General features: G+C 36.2%; 10 protein-coding genes. 8 read left to right on the top strand and 2 right to left on the bottom strand.

The window, feature by feature from the left end:
* Positions 1–248: 248 nt before the first annotated feature.
* From MY04_RS26140 to MY04_RS26120, 5 genes are all read left to right on the top strand, one after another.
* Positions 249–4,436 (top strand): PKD domain-containing protein, encoded by a 4,188-nt coding sequence (locus tag MY04_RS26140; protein WP_158297923.1) that lies wholly within the window; start codon positions 249–251, stop codon positions 4,434–4,436.
* 223 nt (positions 4,437–4,659) lie between these two features.
* Positions 4,660–5,223, top strand: coding sequence for a glucose-6-phosphate isomerase family protein (locus MY04_RS26135; RefSeq protein ID WP_066215898.1), 564 nt, complete (start codon positions 4,660–4,662; stop codon positions 5,221–5,223).
* On the top strand, positions 5,220–6,179 hold the full coding sequence (locus tag MY04_RS26130) for an ROK family protein (RefSeq protein ID WP_066215896.1): 960 nt from the start codon (positions 5,220–5,222) through the stop codon (positions 6,177–6,179). Before MY04_RS26135 ends, MY04_RS26130 begins: the two co-directional genes overlap by 4 nt.
* Entirely contained in the window at positions 6,166–7,911 is a 1,746-nt protein-coding gene (locus tag MY04_RS26125) for a class I mannose-6-phosphate isomerase (protein WP_066215894.1), read from the top strand. Before MY04_RS26130 ends, MY04_RS26125 begins: the two co-directional genes overlap by 14 nt.
* 11 nt (positions 7,912–7,922) lie before the next feature.
* Complete coding sequence (locus MY04_RS26120; RefSeq protein WP_066215892.1) at positions 7,923–8,711, top strand: glucose-6-phosphate isomerase family protein; 789 nt, start codon at positions 7,923–7,925, stop codon at positions 8,709–8,711.
* A gap of 47 nt (positions 8,712–8,758) precedes the next feature.
* Here the strand turns inward: MY04_RS26120 and MY04_RS26115 are convergent, their stop codons facing one another.
* Entirely contained in the window at positions 8,759–9,751 is a 993-nt protein-coding gene (locus tag MY04_RS26115) for a sensor histidine kinase (protein ID WP_066215890.1), read from the bottom strand.
* Positions 9,752–9,982: 231 nt separating this feature from the next.
* The gene (locus tag MY04_RS26110) at positions 9,983–11,086 is read right to left on the bottom strand and encodes a helix-turn-helix transcriptional regulator (protein ID WP_158297922.1); all 1,104 of its coding nucleotides are present in this window, start codon (positions 11,084–11,086) and stop codon (positions 9,983–9,985) included.
* Between the two features lie 561 nt (positions 11,087–11,647).
* Between MY04_RS26110 and MY04_RS26105 the strand changes: the two genes are divergently transcribed.
* From MY04_RS26105 to MY04_RS26095, 3 genes are all read left to right on the top strand, one after another.
* The gene (locus tag MY04_RS26105) at positions 11,648–13,405 is read left to right on the top strand and encodes a coiled-coil domain-containing protein (RefSeq protein ID WP_066215886.1); all 1,758 of its coding nucleotides are present in this window, start codon (positions 11,648–11,650) and stop codon (positions 13,403–13,405) included.
* A gap of 173 nt (positions 13,406–13,578) precedes the next feature.
* The gene (locus MY04_RS26100; protein WP_066215884.1) at positions 13,579–16,647 is read left to right on the top strand and encodes a SusC/RagA family TonB-linked outer membrane protein; all 3,069 of its coding nucleotides are present in this window, start codon (positions 13,579–13,581) and stop codon (positions 16,645–16,647) included.
* Between the two features lie 12 nt (positions 16,648–16,659).
* Positions 16,660–18,087: a RagB/SusD family nutrient uptake outer membrane protein gene (locus tag MY04_RS26095; protein ID WP_066215882.1), complete on the top strand. Its 1,428-nt coding sequence runs from the start codon at positions 16,660–16,662 to the stop codon at positions 18,085–18,087.
* Positions 18,088–18,103: the final 16 nt, after the last annotated feature.

Raw genomic sequence — 18,103 nt, 5'->3', positions numbered from 1 at the left:
GTAAAAAGTCAACGCTAACGACTTGGGCCACCTCATGATTTTGAGGTGGCCTTTTTCGTAAACACAAGAAAAACAGTTGTTTGTGTTTCTTTGAGTTATTGAATTTATCCGATTATAGAAAATAAAAGACTTTTCTAAGCGCTTTTTACAAAATTGATATGGAGAAAAAGAAATGAAATTTTTTATTCGATATAGAGATGACAAATAATTACTTCACTACGATTGTTTTGTTTTGCTTAGTACTACTGATGAGTAGTCAAGTACTAGCACAATGGAAAAACGCAAACCCTGGTCACGGGGGGCAATTACAGCATGTAGTATGCGACCCAAATGTTGATGGGAGAATGTATTTATGTAGCGATATGGAAGGCTACTACTACTCTGATGACTATGGTCAAAAATGGCATTATGTTCATTCTTCACCTTTTAATAATGTCTTCAATATTGCTGTAGCTCCTTCAAATTCTAATACCATGTTATTAGGAGCAACAAATGGTTTGGCAGTATCAAAAGATCAGGGTGATACTTGGACGATCCAAGAGGGTTTTAAAAACATTCCGATCTCTGCAATGGCCATCGATCCTTCAGACGAAAACAATATGTATGTTGCTCCATCTTGGTTAGAAGATGTGGTAGGACACTTCTCTCAAAATGGAGAAAAGGCTGTGTATTCCTCTAATGATGGAGGAGCTACTTGGAATAAAAAGGTATTTAGTGGTGTGAGCGGAGAGCGTAATGTAAATACCATTACTGTACATCCAACAAATGGAGAAGTTCTTTTAGCTGCCACAGAAGGTTTATTCTTATCTTCTGATAATGGTGCGAACTGGAATAAATTAGAATCACCATCAAATACTTCTTTATGTAGAGGAGCTGACATTACTCCTGACGGGGAATGGGTGTATGCGTTGTATGTAAGAAATGATAATAACTCAGGTTTGTATGTTAGAAAATACAATGAAACCACTTGGACAGAGTTAGACGCAAATGGTCTACTTCAAACAAAAAATCAAACACACTGGCGACCACTTATTTCTAAAACAAGTACAGAAACAGAGCATTTCATGTTAATGGGTACATTTAAGAGAGGTGGAAATGGAACAGAAAACGCTTTATTAGAAGGTAGATTTACAGTGGCAGGAGATGTTGTTTCTGGGGCTGTTGTAGAAGTGTTCAAAAATCCAGGGATGGAGATTCAAGAAATTGGTTGGAACGATTATCAAGGTGTCTCTAGAACGTATGATTATTATCCTGCATCATGGACGAATCATTCGTTTACTAGAGGTGCTTTTATCATGTCTCAGCAATCAGCTTATGTAGGGGATGTGACAGAAACAACGACTTGGAATTGTGTGACATCAACCTATGTGAAAACATTAAATGGTCGCCGTTTTTATAAAACAAATGGTACGGCATCTACTTATAACTGGGACATGGTGGGCTACAAAAACTACATCGCTCAATTAATGGGAGATAATGGTATCGTAGAAAGTTATGATGGTGGCGATACATGGAATCAACCCACAATTGTGTTCCAAGGCAATTGGAATGCGGATGCAGGTGAAGTAGTATTAAAAGAAGGTCATGATCCTCTATTATTAGTAGGAACTGCCAATGGTTTTGGCGGTGCACAATCAGAGTGGTCAGGCAAGTTCTTGATGAAAACACTCACTAATTTATCGGGACCGTCTGATCAATATAAAGTATTGATTGACGGAAAATCACAAGATTTAAAAGGTCTAGGCGACCAAAACCGTATTTCTAGTATTCATTCAGATCCATTGAAACCAGAAAGAGTATATATATCTACAATTGGTGGTGCTTATGTAACGGATGATATTTTTGAACTAATCGACGACAATAGCGACTATTATTTCAGAAAGATTTCTAATGGAGAAGCCAATAGTCAGGGTAGAAAAATATTCTCAGATCCTAATGATTCCAACATTGTTTATTTAAGATGTGGAAACGGTACATTCAGAGGGGAACGTCAGTCTAACGGAGAATATACATGGACGAAATTATTAATCAATGGATCATCAAATGGCTTGGAAGGTCAGTGGGGATCGAATGGTGATATGGCGATTTGGGCTCAAGGAAATAAGAGTTACTTATTAGTGACAAAAGGGAATTCTTCCAATGTAGATTACGAGTTACATTTATCAGATGATAAAGGTGAAAACTTTACCAAGGTTGTAGACCGTGCAATGGCAGAACCTTTTGGAATGCCTGAATGGGTGAGTATCTATAATAATAAAACTGGTTTCGGAGGTTTAGCAGGTAAGGAAAACGAATTCTATTTTACTTTCCATGTACGTGAAAATGGAGAGAAAATGTCGAACGGCATCTCTTTCTTCAAAGCAACGATAGGAACGGATCTTTCGGATATCACGTTAGAAGATTTAACCGGAACAAAAGGTCAAAACGATTTAGAATATCCTTTAGCAAGAAGAGGTAAAATTTGGAAAGACGAAAACAACAAAGAACACCTTTACATTGCCACAATGGGTACAGGTCTTTGGATGTTACCATTACAATCAGAAACTCAGCCTATCGGTGTGATCGAAGTAGATCAAAATTACTTACAAGTTCCTGCTGAAGTAACATTTGATGGTAGTAATTCTTATGCTTCTTCCGGAAGAACAATTACTGCCTATGAGTGGACTTATCAAGATGAGGTAGTTTCTACGACTTCAGAAGCAACCCTTTCTTTTGATGAAGCTGGAGCGTATTCTATCTATTTAAAAGTAACGGACGATCAAGGAGAAGAGAATACAGTAAGTTTCCGTTTTGTTGGGGTAAACGATAATGTCAACACAGTAATTACAGCATCAGAAACCATGGGATATGCTCCTTTCTATGTGAAGCTAGATGGAGAATCATCATCAAGTGATCAAGGTGAAATTGTAGGCTATACTTGGTATCACGATAGTGAAACTGTAGGGACATCCTCTTCTCTAAATGTTGATTTCCAAACTGCTGGAAAATATTTATATGTCTTGGAAGCAGAAGATGTCAATGGCAGAAAAGCATTAGATTCTTTAGTAATTCAAGTGTATGATTATGATGAAGGGAAAATATATCAAACAATGTTCACAGAAGACCTGGAAGGATATGTGTACACAGGAGTCTTTGATTGGGAAGTATGGGTAGGGGCACCTAAATACGGAACCTTGGCAGATGATAATGTTACGAAAATTCATTACGGTCCACAATGGGGAATTCATGGAAGTTCGGGTTACCCTAATGCTTCGGGCAATTACTCTGCATTTATTCAAGCCAATGGAGTATTTTCACTAGAGAATTTAGATGTATCTGGAGTAGATAAGGTCAAATTATCTTTTGGTATGATGAAGTGTTCTGTCGTTGACGGAGAGGCACTACAAAATGAAGATGATGGAGAAAGTCTGCGATTTGAATATTCAACGGATGGAGTAAGTTGGACAGAAGTGTCATTATCAGGTCACTTTGATTATGTAAATGAACAAAATTCAGTTTGGTATTGGGTAGAATTGGATGAAGAAATTCCATCAGTAGATAATTTACGTTTGCGTTGGACCAAGCTAGATGATAGTGATCCATACAATACACTTTGGAGAGTGGATGATATTACTTTTAAATCAGAATCTTCTCTAGAATTAAAAGCGCCAACCGTATCGATTTCAGCATCATCATTAGAAATTGATAGAAACGAATCGACGACCTTCCAAGCGGAGATTTTAGGTACAGCAAGTTCTATTGAATGGGATTTCAAAAACGAAGAAGTGGCTTCAGATGTCGGACCTCACGAGGTGATGTACAAAGATGCAGGTGATTATGATGTTACAGTGACAGTTAAGAACTCAGGTTTCGAAAAATCAGCTTCATCAACACTTACCGTAAATAATTCTTATGGAGCTATTGATGCTGATATTAGCATTAATAAATCAGAGGCCTACAATTTAGAAGATGTAACGTATTCTATCACTCACAATGCTGATGGCAACCTTCAATACAAATGGACTTTTGGAGAAGGGGTGAAATATGCTGACGAATCCGAAGAAGTAACTGAAGTAACGACAACAACACCTTCGGTAACCATTCAATATGTTGAAGGAGGTACAAAATCGATAGCAGTTACCATCATCACAAACGATAACAAACAATTTGATTTTTCTGGAGAGGATATGATTGAAATCGAAGAAAGAGAAATTACGTCTATCGATGACCTTCATAAATATGGAGTAAAAGTGTATCCCAACCCTATGGAAAATGATTTTAGAATCAAAGGAATTTCTTCGGGATCATATCAAGTGATAAACCAAATTGGACAGGTGGTTTGGGAAGGACAATTCCAAGAATTAGAAACGATATCCTTGGAAATTCCTAAAGGGATTTATTTCATGAAAATATCGGATGGAGAGAAGGTGATGACCCATAAATTTATTCGAAAATAACGAATCCTAAGTATTCGATAACTGAACAATTAAAATTCAGTGATTTATATAACTCCCACATTATCAGAATTTACTGTTTGATGTGGGAGTCTTTTTTCTTTCGAAAAATTAAACAAAAGACTTTGTTTAAACATACTAAATACCTTGCCATCAGTAATCCACCTCATACTTCCTCTAGAAGTCTGGATTTTTTGGAACATGTTTAATCTAACATCAATTACTTATGCCAACTATACAATTAGAAATTACATCAGGAAAATTAGCAGGTGAGGGAGTCATCACTGCTCAAAAAAAATTAAGTCAATTGGAAAATGTATTCCAAGATGAAGCTACTCGAAAATCGATGAACCAAGACCAATTAATCTATGAGGTGCAAGCTTACATGCCTATAGAGGAAGGCAAAGAAGGTGGTTTATATTTTGGAAACTCTACCATTTTTCCTGGGAAAGTCAACAATGAATATTTTATGACGCGCGGTCATTTTCATGCTCAGTTAGATACGTCAGAATATTATTGGTGCATTCAAGGGAAAGGGGCTTTGATTCTTATGGATGAAGAAGGTAAAACTTGGTTAGAAGAAATGACTCCAGGATCTGTGCATTATATCCCTGGAAAAATTGCCCATAGAGTCGCCAACACAGGAGACGAAAAGTTAGTGTTTAATGCGTGTTGGCCATCAGAAGCTGGACACGATTACGCCACTATTGAAAAAGACGGTTTTGGAGCAAGATTGATGGAAGTGGATGGAAAACCTCAGTTGGTACAAAATAAAAAGGAGATGGTATGAGAAATATCTGTATAGATCTCGGAGGAACCAATATTAAGGCAGGGATTATTGATAACGATCAACTACTGTATTCATGTTCAGCTCCCTCCATGTCGGATCAATCCTTTTTAAAAGTAATCTTAGTACTTGAAGAATTGATTGATCAACTTTTAGAAAAGACAACTACTAAAATCGATAGTATTGGAGGTATCGGCTTATGTATGCCCGGTATTGTTGATGTGGATAATAACAAGGTCCTAGCCATTAATGCCAAACATGAGGAGGCGATTCAATTCGATTTTAACGATTGGGCCAATTTTACTTATCAGTTACCCATTGTGATGGAAAACGATGCAAGAACTGCTCTTGTAGGAGAGTGGCAACAGGGTGAAGGAAGAGGAACAGACGATATCGTGATGATGACTTTGGGAACAGGTATCGGTGGGGCAGCCATGATCAATGGAAAACTATTACACGGAAAGCATTATCAAGCGGGTTGTTTAGGCGGACATTTTACGGTTGATATTAACGGAAGCCAATGTAACTGTGGAAATATTGGCTGTGTAGAATCTCAATCAGCCTCTTGGAGGTTACCATCTTTAATTGAGGAAACTGAAGGGGGAAAAGAGTTACTTGAACAAGAATCAAAGATCGATTTCAAAAGATTATTTGATTTAACCCGAGAGGGAAATCAAGTGGCTAAAAATGTGGTGGAGAAGATCATGAAAGTTTGGTCTGTTGGAATTGTCAATATGATTCACGCCTACGATCCGGATAGGGTAATTGTAAGTGGCGGTATCATGAATTCCAAAGACATCATTTTGCCTTTCATGCAAGAGTGGGTAGATAAATATGCTTGGACTGCCAATCATCATGTAGAAGTAAAAGCATCTATTGATACTGAAAATATAGCCCTATGGGGTATCAACTATTTAGTGAACGAAAAAATTAATCAACAAGTCAATGACAGCGTTTAATAATCAACCAAGAGTAAAGGTAAAAGGGAATTACGCTTGTGCGAAAGGTTGGGAAAACATCTCTTCTCAAATCTTAGAAGTGGCCAACAGCAAGAAAAATCAGAAGGTAATTATTGTCGAAACCTATCAGGGAGTTCATATCGAAGAACTGATCGGTGAATTACAAAAAGGTTTGAACGCTGAACGTCTCATTTACACAAAGCAATTGATGAAATCGGAAGAGAACATTTCATCAATGGTTTATCCTGATGTAACTGACGATAGAATTTTTGGTTACCTCACTCGATTAAATATCGAAGATTATTTTGATGCAGCCAAAGTGGAAGAAGCGAAAGAGGCAGTAGCGAAAGAATCTAATTCGGTGTTGATTATAGGACCTGGAGCAGCGCAATTATATACGGGTGAAGAAACCTTGGTGTATGCGGATATGGCCCGTTGGGAAATCCAACAAAGAATGAGACGTCATGAAGTAGACAACCTTGGGGTAAGTAATCGTGGTTCAGAAGATTGGATGCTACTATACAAGCAAGGCTTCTTTGTGGATTGGAGAGTATGCGACCGTTTTAAGAAAAAGCTTTTTGATAAAATTGACTTGATATTGGATACCAACTTAAAAGGTAGTCCTAAAATGATTTCAGGCGAGGCGGCTTTAAAAGGGTATGCACAAACCGTCAATCAACCGTTCTCTGTAGTGCCATTTTTTGATCCAGGTCCATGGGGTGGTCAGTGGATGAAAGAAAAGTGTAATCTAGATCCATCGGCACAAAACTACGCTTGGTGTTTTAACTGTGTACCAGAGGAAAATAGTTTATTACTCGAAGTGGATGGAGAGTTAGTAGAATTACCTTCCATTAATGTAGTATTCAAACACCCAGTAGAATTAATGGGCGATGCTGTTCACGCAAGATTTGGTGATGAATTCCCTATTCGTTTTGACTTTTTGGATACAATGGAGGGAGGAAATTTGTCCTTACAAGTGCACCCATTAACAGAGTACATTCAGGAGAAATTTGGCTTGCATTATACCCAAGACGAAAGCTATTATATGATGGACGCCAAGAAGGATGCTATTGTGTATCTAGGTTTTAAAGAAGGCGTAAATCCAGAAGAATGTATCAATGATTTGAACCGAGCACAACAAGGTTTGGAAGAGTTTGATGCCGATAAACATGTGGAGGTGTGGCCTGTGAAAAAACACGATCATGTTTTGATACCTGCAGGAACAATTCACTGTTCGGGTAAAGATTCTATGGTGCTAGAAATTAGTGCGACTCCATATATTTTCACATTTAAGCTTTGGGATTGGGGACGTGTTGGTTTAGATGGTAAACCAAGACCGATCAATTTAAAGCATGGTGAGAACGTGATGAAATGGGACAGAACGACAGAATGGACGAAGAATAATTTGGTGAATGCAGTGCAAGAGGTATCGCAAGGAGATGGTTGGAGAGAAGAAAGAACAGGCCTTCACGAAAGAGAATTTATAGAAACTCGTCGTCATTGGTTTACAAAAGAAGTACATCATAAAACTCCTTTTGGAGTAGAAGTTTTCTGTTTGGTAGAAGGGGATCAAGTAGTGGTAGAATCACCAACAGAAGTGTTTGAACCTTTTGTAGTCAACTATGCTGAAGTAGCTGTAATACCAGCAAACATCTCAGAATATACTATCCGTCCTTGTGGACCAAGCCAAGGCAAAGAGTGTGCGACACTTAAAGCATATGTGAGATCTTAAAAGCAAACATCATGGAAAAACTCTTCGATCAAGGCATTAATATATTTGCCAATTACGAATCCTTCAATTTTGAATATGGAGAAGGCTGCTTCGGTCCAGATGTAGAAGTACGTACGTTAGATGCTATAAGAAAAAGCCTCTTAGAACCCAATTGCGATGGACCAGAAAAAGTATATTCTATTGCAATGGATGTGGGGAAAAAACAACATCAGCAACAACTAAACGAGCAACATTTATTGTTTGGTTTAGTGACTTACTCTAAAGGTCGTTTGGGACAAGAACCAATTCGTAGTCAAGGACATATTCATAAAACATCGGCTTATGCGAACGATTGGTCCACACCAGAAGTGTATGAGATTTGGAGCGGAAAAGCCATTATTTACATGCAGGAATATGCCAAAGATAATCCGGGTAGATGTTATGCCGTAATTGGCGAGCCTGGAGATGTGATTATCGTTCCTCCATTTTGGGCGCATGCGACAATATCTGCAGACCCCAAAAATCCTTTAACATTTGGTGCATGGTGCGATAGGGACTATGGTTTCGATTATGATGATGTTAGAGCCCACAAAGGATTGGCTTATTATCCTTTATTGAATCAGGATAATGAGATGAAATGGCAAAAGAATCCGATGTACGAAAAATCTGAATTGGTAGTAAAGAAACCTCGTATCTATCGAGAATTTGATATTCAACCGAATAAACCCATCTATAAGCAATACGAAGAGGATAACGATAAATTCAAGTTTGTTCCTCGACCCGATTTGTTTAAAGAAAAGTGGTTAGATTTTATACCTTAGTTAAAATGAGTGTTGTGTCTATTTCTAAAATAGATGCAGCACTTTTTTTAGGATTGACTAGTAGGTATTTCAAAATAAAAAGTTGTTCCTTTACCAAGAGTTGATTCTACCCAAATTTTCCCATGGTGAAGATCGACTATTTTTTTACAATGAGCCAAACCTATACCTGTTCCTTGATATTCATGGGAACTATGTAATCGTTGAAAGATGATGAATATTTTATTATGATGTTGTTGATCAATACCAATACCATTGTCTTTAACACTGAAAACCCAACTGTTTTGCTTTCTTACTGCATTGATTTCTATAATTGGATGATCGTCAATGGGACCAAATTTAATAGCATTGGAAATAAGGTTTTGGAATAATAAACCAAATTCATTTTTGATGACATTCACCATAGGTAAATCGTTAATAAGTATAGAAGCATTATTAGCTTCAATCTTTTGATGTAGATCTTCAAGTACTTCTTTTACCAATAAATTACAGTCTACTTCTTCAAGTATTAATCGTCGACCAATACGTTCGTATTCTAATAAATCTTTGATAAGTGTGCTCATTCGTTGACTAGAAAGATGAATATAATTCACACATTTTTTACCAGTCTCGTCTAAAACAGAGGAGTATTTATCTTTTAAAATACTAGTAAAGCTAGATATAGTGTTTAATGGTTCTTGTAGATCGTGACTTGTAATGTAAATAAATTGCTCTTGTTCTTTATTGTTTTGCTCTAATTTTTTGATGTATGATGCTTTTTCATCATTTAGTTTTTTGTGTTGAACAGCAATAATATAAAGGATCCAAATCGATAAAATGGAGATTCCTCTATTCACAAAAGCCATCCAAGTGGTTCTTTCATCAAAAGTTAAAACCGGAATAATGCTAGTGAGAAATGTGGATAATAATGATAATTTAAGGGTGACTTCTTTTTTTTCTCTCAGTAATAAGGCAATACAACACACATACATTACACCCACAGCAACGCCTAATGGGATGTAAAGATCGACCATGAAAATAGTAATCATGGCAAGCGAACTCATGTATATTGGCTTCCTAAATTTTTGTAGCATTACCGTTAAGAAAAAGCTATCAGTCTAAAATTAGTTATGTGTACGGGTTATCAATTTTTAATTTGATAGTTGAACATCAGAGTAATGTAGTATATACTATATAAGTTATTCCTTTAGAGTTGTCTAAGCAAGTGATTATCATTGAATTGACAAAGTTGTAAGCATTACTATAGAATAATCATTTATATAAGTAGAATAATCCTATTTATCTATAGACGTAACTTTTTCTAGTGTTTTGATATATTCCGACGGTGTCTGTCCAATCTTTTGTTTGAAAGTTCTATTAAAGGTGGTTTTAGAATTAAACCCAGCTTGTTCGCCAATATGAGGTAAGGTATATTGAATATGTTTTCCTTCATCTATCAAACGCATTACTTCCTTTAGTCTAAAATCATTCATTAATTCATAGAAAGAAGTATTGAGATCGTTATTCAGCATTTGGGAAATCTTCTTATAAGAAAAGTCTGAGATTTCGACCAAATCCTGCATTTTGAGGTCGTTTTTTAAATAAGGTTTTTTAGTCTCAATAATACCCAAAAGAACTTGACTATCAGCACTTGAATGCGTATTAAATGAAGATGTGATGTGTTCATTATCAATAAGAAGTTCTTTAGGAGGTGCTTCTTTATTTATATTTTCTGTATCAAGCTGCAAGAATAATTTAGGCCATTTGAAAGCACAAAAACCAATGGTCATCATTAAAAAGGTTAATCCAAAATAAAAAAAGTGGAAAAAGTTGACCGTCACTTTTACTTCTAATATCTGTAAGACAACACCCGCTGTCCCTACTGCCCACAATAAGATATTGCTGAACATGAAAAACTTCATGAAGCGAACAGATAATTGTAATTCTTTGGTAATAGACGAATAGTCGTTAAACTGATAGAGTATTTTGAATGATTTAAGTGAATAGATAATTCCTTGAATAATGATGATTAAATCGAATAGCAAGCTATAAGACAAAAACCACTCAGGTAATCCATTGATAAGATGATCTAATTTTTGATCTGATGATAATATTAAAAAGGGAGAGAATACAATCAAATAGATCAAAATCGGTAAAAAGTGGAAACTTATCTTGTAGCTAATTTTTGATGTCGGTATAAAAAAGAACTTGATATAAAGATACATCAAAGGAAAGAAAAGTAATACCACTGGATCTATTAACGAATACAAGTGAGGATGATTAATAAAGAATTCATCCGACTTAAAAACGTAAATAAAAACTGTTGTTGTCCAAACTAAAATGAGACTTCCTAATGTAATATTAGAAGGACTTTTTGGTGGGACAAAATAAATATACATAGAGAGTAAAAATGACAAAATTACCCCTACTAATAATGAAAAATGAAAAATACTGTCTAAAATCATGGTAGTTAATTATGCAGAATGTAATGTTTACACAACGCATTAAAACCTTCTATAATAGTGTAAATTAAAATCGAAACTACACTAGCGATGAGATGATATTGGTTTTAATCTTAGTGGTTTGTTTGGAAGTTTAATAATCGAAACTAGTAGTAAAACTTCAACTGACAAATTTATAAGATGTGCTTAAGAAAACATAATTCACAATGTTAGAAATACCTAATATTTAAAATTGATTCCTTATTAAAACACAATTATCATTAAATGATTTATTTCTTCGATAAGAAAAGTGTGAAATTTATAAATAGCAAATTATTAGTTACTTAATGTGTACCACTGAATGCCGTTTAGGTGTGTCACTCGTGGAAAATGTATCATTGAATGTATTGGTACGACTTGATATAATACAAGTTAGGCGGATAGGTTTATTTCGAGAATCTTTACGGTCAATACTATTTATGTAACCACTCGTAATCTATTTATTTAAACTTTTTAATCATGTTTCGTAACAAACTTATACTATTATCACTTGCACTTTCTTGCTGTGTAGTGAGTTGTCAGATCGACGACCAAGATATCCAAAGTCAGTTAGATGACTTAAATGGAAAAGTAGACGAGCTAAACCAAAACTTGGATAGCTTAGATCAGGAATTGGCTGCTTTACAAGAGGCACATCAACAAGCTTTATTAGTGAAGCTTCAAGAAATGGACGATGCTATGGCTGACCTAATTGCAGAGAACGAAAAGTTATCTGAACAATATGGTGAAATTGCTGATAGTTTAGATTCAATCAAAGAAGAAGTTGAAGGAGGGAATAATTCTATTTATTATGGAGATTTATTAACTGCAGAAAATTATGCTTCTTATAAAGCACAAGGAGCATCGATTGTAACAGGTAATGTTCTTGTAACTTCTGCTGAGCAAGTAGAAGCGTTATCGACACTTCGAGTGATTGGAGGAAACTTACAGATTTCTGAAGTGATGGATGCTCAACTGTTAGCACTAGAAACTATTGGTGGAGACGTGGTGCTTTCTGAAGTAAAAGGAGGAGTAACTTTCGATAACCTTTTCACAATTGCTGGGCGTTTATACGATAGAGATAATGGAGAACACACTTCAATTGTTGCTAATAAACTAGCGTTTGTAGCAGAAGGCGTTGAAATCGTAAATAACATTTTATTAGAAACGGTGTCATTCGAGTCGATTTCATATGCTCAATCTTTAGTGATTGATAGTTACTGGGCAGAAGATCCTGATTACAATAACTATGGTGCATTAACTACAGTAAAAATCAATGGTCTTGATGTTGAAGGTAACCTAACGATTCGTTTCGGAGGCACTGGAGCCGTTAATATTGGAAATGTGGGCGGTAAATTGAGTTTGGAAAAAACTAAGTTTACTGACATTACTGTTGAGGGAACTACATTGGGTGAACTTGAAGTGATTTGGAATTCCGAGTTAGTCAATCTTTCTTTAGATGAATTGACTACAGTGAACGGTAAATTGAATATTGGAAACAATGCTCCAGCAGGTGGAATTGGTATTGGCGGAGGTTCGTCAGTAGCTTCAACAGGGTTCTCAGTATTCCCATCTTTCGAGAAATTAACTACGGTTTTAGGAGATATTAATGTAGAAGGAAACTCAAATATTACTGCAATTGAGTCATTTAACAATATGATCAATTACTCTGGTGAGAACATTACCTTTATCAATAACGGAACATTAAGCGTTATGGATGTATTTAATGAATTGCTAGTTGCTGAAAACAGGATTTCTCAATATCAAGTAACAAAAACAAGAATATTTATTTCTGAAAAAGTGAGCTGGTTTAACGGTTTCTCTAAACTTACTGAAGGTGGTGAAATTTGGATTACAATTAATAATCCTTCAGAAGAAAGCGGTGGAATTGGGATTTCAAGTGTAATTAAACTAGAAGGTTTTTCTGCCATTACTAAAGCGACTAATGTTTCATTAAATATTGGGGAAGTAACTGAATTAGATGCATTTAATGTATTAGAAACGTTAACTCCTAAATACCCTAACTATACCTACTTCACTTTAGATATGCCTAAGGAATCAACAGTTTCATTCTGTTCTTTATCTATGATATTGAACAAAATTAAGAATGGAGACTTTGATAATCCTTATAACGCGAGCGTGAAGGCATCTATTAGAGATCTAAATGAGTGGGGTTACTATGGAGAAGTAGATGATCGTGATGCGGCCATCGATGAACTTCTATCTGTATGTGAATAACTGACACCTATTTTTACCTATGAAAAGGTAGCCTTTTAACTCTTGATATTCATAGAGAATTAAGAGTGATTCTCTTTGTATCGATGAGTTGTTGGGCTACCTCAACTTAAACCGAATATAAATAACCAGTTATCTATTCCATCATTTATAACTACCAATTCAAATCATAATTCATGAAGAATCTATTCGTATTCTTTCTGCTTCAGCTTATCACAGTTTCTGCCTTGTTTGGTCAGAATAGAATTGTGAAAGGTAAAGTTGTCGACGAAGAAGGAGCTGAACTTCCTATCGTAAACATTCAAATTCAAGGTACAGATATCATTACTGTGACCGACATGGAAGGGAATTACAAAATTACTGTACCTTCCGATTCATCTACTTTGGTGTATACTTTTATTGGTATGGCCGATGTATATGAAAAAGTAAATAACCGTTCTGTGATTAATGTAAAGTTAAAACAGGACATGCAACACCTAGAGGAAGTAATGGTGGTTGCTTATGGTACTTCGACCAAAGAAGCTTTTACGGGTTCAGCGGAAGTCGTAGATGATGAAGTGCTAAAAAACAGAGCTGTAACCTCTTTCGATAAAGCATTACAGGGAACTACTCCTGGTTTAATGGTATCGAGTAGTTCAGGTCAGCCGGGTGCTACTTCTACGGTGAGAATTCGTGGAATCGGTTCATTAACGGCGAGTAGTTCTCCACTTTATGTTTTAGATGGTGTACCTATGACGGGTTCCATCTCTGATATTAACCCAAATGATATTGCAAGTATCACTGTTTTAAAAGATGCTGCTGCTGCCTCTTTGTATGGTTCACGTGCCGCAAATGGTGTAATTATAATTACGACAAATCAAGGAAAAACAGGAGAAACTAAAATCTCATTAAACTCTCAGTTTGGGGTGTCTAGTCGTGTTTCTGATGGATATCAATTGATGAACTCGTCTCAGATCTATGAGCATAGCTGGATGGGGTTATACAATCAAGGTTTATTGGATAATATGACTGTTGAAGAAGCACGTCAGTTTGCACATAACAGTGTAGAAGGCATTGTTGGTTTCAATCCTTTCAGTTCGGAAAATCCTTTAGATCAAAATGGTAAAGTGATAGATGGAACACATGTACATACCAACACCAATTGGAGAGATGAGCTTTATAAAAATGGTTTGATTAATAACCATAATTTAAATATTACTGGAGGAAATGAATTAACTAAAGTATTCTTTTCTTTAGGTTATTATGATGATACCGGAACAATTCTTAGTTCAAACTTTACCCGATACACAAGTAAGGTAAATGTTTCTCATAAGATCAATGACTTCTTGACTGCCGGAGTAAACTCTATGTTGTCTTACTCAAAAACAAACGCACCTCCAAGTGGTTCGGGTGGAGCCAATCCAGTGAGATCTGTAGAAATTATCAATGCTACCTCTCCGGTATATAATTCCGATGGCACATATAATTGGGACAATAATGCTGTATTTGACTTCAACCCAATCGGGTTAGCTGAGAAAGATAAATACTTGTATGAGACCAAAAGAGGACTTTTGAATGCCTATCTTAATGTTGATTTTACTAAGAATTTTGCATTTAAAACGACACTTGGAGTAGATAATTCCATCAACAAAGGCTTAAACTACTACAACCCGGAACATGGTAATGGTGCTGGTGTAAATGGTAGAAGTAGCATGTCTCAGACCGATAATATGGCTTGGAACATCTCTAACCTATTTATATATAATTATTACAGAAAGGATTTCTCTTTTGAAATCTTAGCTGGTCAAGAAGCAGCAGGACAAAGTATCTCTACACTGTCGAGTGGAGTAACCGATTTTTCTGTGGATGGCTATTACGATTTGGTTTGGGGATCGAAACCCTCTCAGCCTGGAAGTTTTACTTCGGAATGGACGTTGGTGTCTTATCTAGGACAAGCTAAAGTTGATATTAAAGATAAGTATTACTTCAGTGGTAGTATTCGTACCGACGGTAGTTCTAGGTTCGGTAAAAATAATAAATACGGAATGTTCTATTCGTTAGGTGGTGGATGGAGAATCAATAATGAGACTTTCATGCAAGATATTACTTGGATCAACCACTTGAAATTAAGAGCAAGTTATGGTACTTCAGGCAATAACTCTATTGGTAATTATCAATCACTTGGTTTGTATGGAAGTGGAGCCAATTATGGAGGTTATGCAGGTCTGACACCAGTATCTAGAGCCAATGAGGACCTACAGTGGGAAAAAATCACAAGCTTCAATGCAGGATTTGAATCGAGATTATTCAACAAAATGTCGTTGTCTGCAGAATACTACATTCGTCACTCAGATGGCTTATTGTTCAATCAGCCATTATCAGCATCAAAAGGTTTTGGTTCTATTCTAACCAACCTTGGTGCAATGGACAACAAAGGTGTGGAAGTCGCTGTATCTTATGATATTGTTACAGGTCCTAAATTCTATAGTACTATTGGTTTTAACTTATCAACAAACGAGAATACCATAAAGACTTTAACTACTGAGAGAATTATCAGTGGAACTAAAATTATAGAAGAGGGAGGTAGCATGTACCAATTCTATTTGAGAGAATGGGCAGGGGTGAACCCTGAAAATGGTCGTCCGATGTGGTATGTAAATCATTCTGGAGAGCAAGGAGAAGTGATGCCAAGTTCAGCATTTAACGATCCACATGGTTCTGGTAAAATGGTTACAAGTGAGTATAACGATGCTGAAAGAGTTCGTTTAGGAACTGCATTACCTTCATTATTTGGTGGACTGAATTATACATTAGGCTACAAAAATTTAGAGCTAAGTATGTTTGTTTCTTTCAATTACGGAAACAAAGTCTACAACCACGATTACGCTGTAAACATGCACGACGGTGTTCATACTGGGTATAATTTAGCTGCTGATGCCTTGAATGCTTGGACTCCAGATAATATTTATACCAACGTGCCTAGATATGTTGCCAACAACACGGATAGAGGAAACGAAATGTCATCTAGATTCTTAGAAGATGGATCTTATGTGCGTTTGAAGAATGTCACTTTAGCTTACAGATTACCAAAACGTCTTTGTGAAAAAGCAAAATTAAGTGGAGTAAGAGCATTCGTTTCGGGAGAAAACTTATTGACATTCACCAACTATAAAGGATTCGATCCAGAGATGAGTATTAATGGTGTTACTGGAAGTAATATCCCAGGTGTAAAAGTCATCTCTACAGGTTTCAATTTAGATTTTTAAGGAATAGGAATAATGATATCAACTATAAAAAATAGCTTCATCACCTTTTTATCACTTACGGTTTTATTTTCTTGCTCTAATGATTTCTTAGAATTGAAACCAACAGATGCCATCGAGGAAAATGAGGTTTTTACCAACTATAATAATGCTAGAGCAGCGTTAATAGGTGCTTATGATCAATTAAGTTCTCCAAATTTCGGAGGACTTTACAATCCCATCATGTCAGATATTATGGGAGAAGACTTGATGATCAATTCAGTCGATAACTGGAACTGGTTCACTCAGGTATATCAAATGAATGTGCTCCCTACTTATACGTATGTAGATGCACCTTGGTGGTCGGGTTATAAATTGGCTTACGATGTAAATAAAATCGTAGAAAATGCACAATCTATTCCAGGAGCCTCACAAGAAGAGATGAACGAATTGGAAGGGCAAGCCCGAGCATTGAGAGCCTATGTTCACTTAAAATTGGTGCAAATGTATTCTCAGGCTTACAAACGAAATCCTAATGCTTTATCGATCATGGAAGCGGATAGAATTTTAGGGATTGATGAAGAAGACTTAGGAAGATCTACGGTTCAAAATACCTATGAATTTATTGCCTCAGATTTATTAAAATCGTTGGAGTTATTGACGGATTTGGATCAGGATGAGTTCGACCAAGGATTCTTTTCTAAACGAGGTGCCTATGCATTATTGGCGAGAACCTATTTAGATATTGGTGAATGGGAGAAGGCCAGAGATTATGCTCAAATGGCACATAAAGACCTAGATTTAATGTCGATTAACGATATGTATGCTGGGTTTATGTTTAGAAACTCAGAGACTATTTATGCTATTGCTTACACTCAGGAAGATAACAACATCTACCTAAGTTTACCCTCTTTCTATTGGCCGGTAGCAGGTTATAGTTCGATGAGAGCAAACGATAAGTTTGTAGAAAAGTTTTCTAACGATGATGCGAGAGCAGGTTTCTTTTTGATGGAGCCTGAAATTGATGAAAATAGACATTTGATCTTAAAGTTTGGTCACAATGCCGTAGTTGGAAATGCCGAAAGAATTGTCATTCGTGCCTCAGAAATGCATTTGATAGAAGCCGAGTGTGAAGCAGAATTGGGTAACTATTCAAAGGCACAAGATGCTTTGTATTTAATTCAATCTCGATCGTACCCTGGCGTAAGAAAAAGCACAAATACAGGTCAGGAACTCATTAATGAAATCCTATTGGAGAGAAGAAAAGAGTTATTCGGAGAAGGCTTTAGATGGAACGATATCAAAAGACGTCAGTTGCCATTTGTAAGGGAGGGTAACCATTGGGTGAAATTCAATTTTACATCAAATGATCCGGATTATTATAGAATGACTTTCCCAATTCCTCAATCAGAAATTGATGCCAACAGTAATATCTCGGAGGCAGATCAGAATGAGGGTTACTAACATCAAACAACCAATT

Source organism: Flammeovirga sp. MY04, from assembly GCF_001682195.2.
Taxonomy (GTDB): domain Bacteria; phylum Bacteroidota; class Bacteroidia; order Cytophagales; family Flammeovirgaceae; genus Flammeovirga; species Flammeovirga yaeyamensis.
The sequence above is the reverse complement of the archived record's forward strand: the minus strand, read 5'-3'. Positions and strand labels throughout refer to the sequence as shown.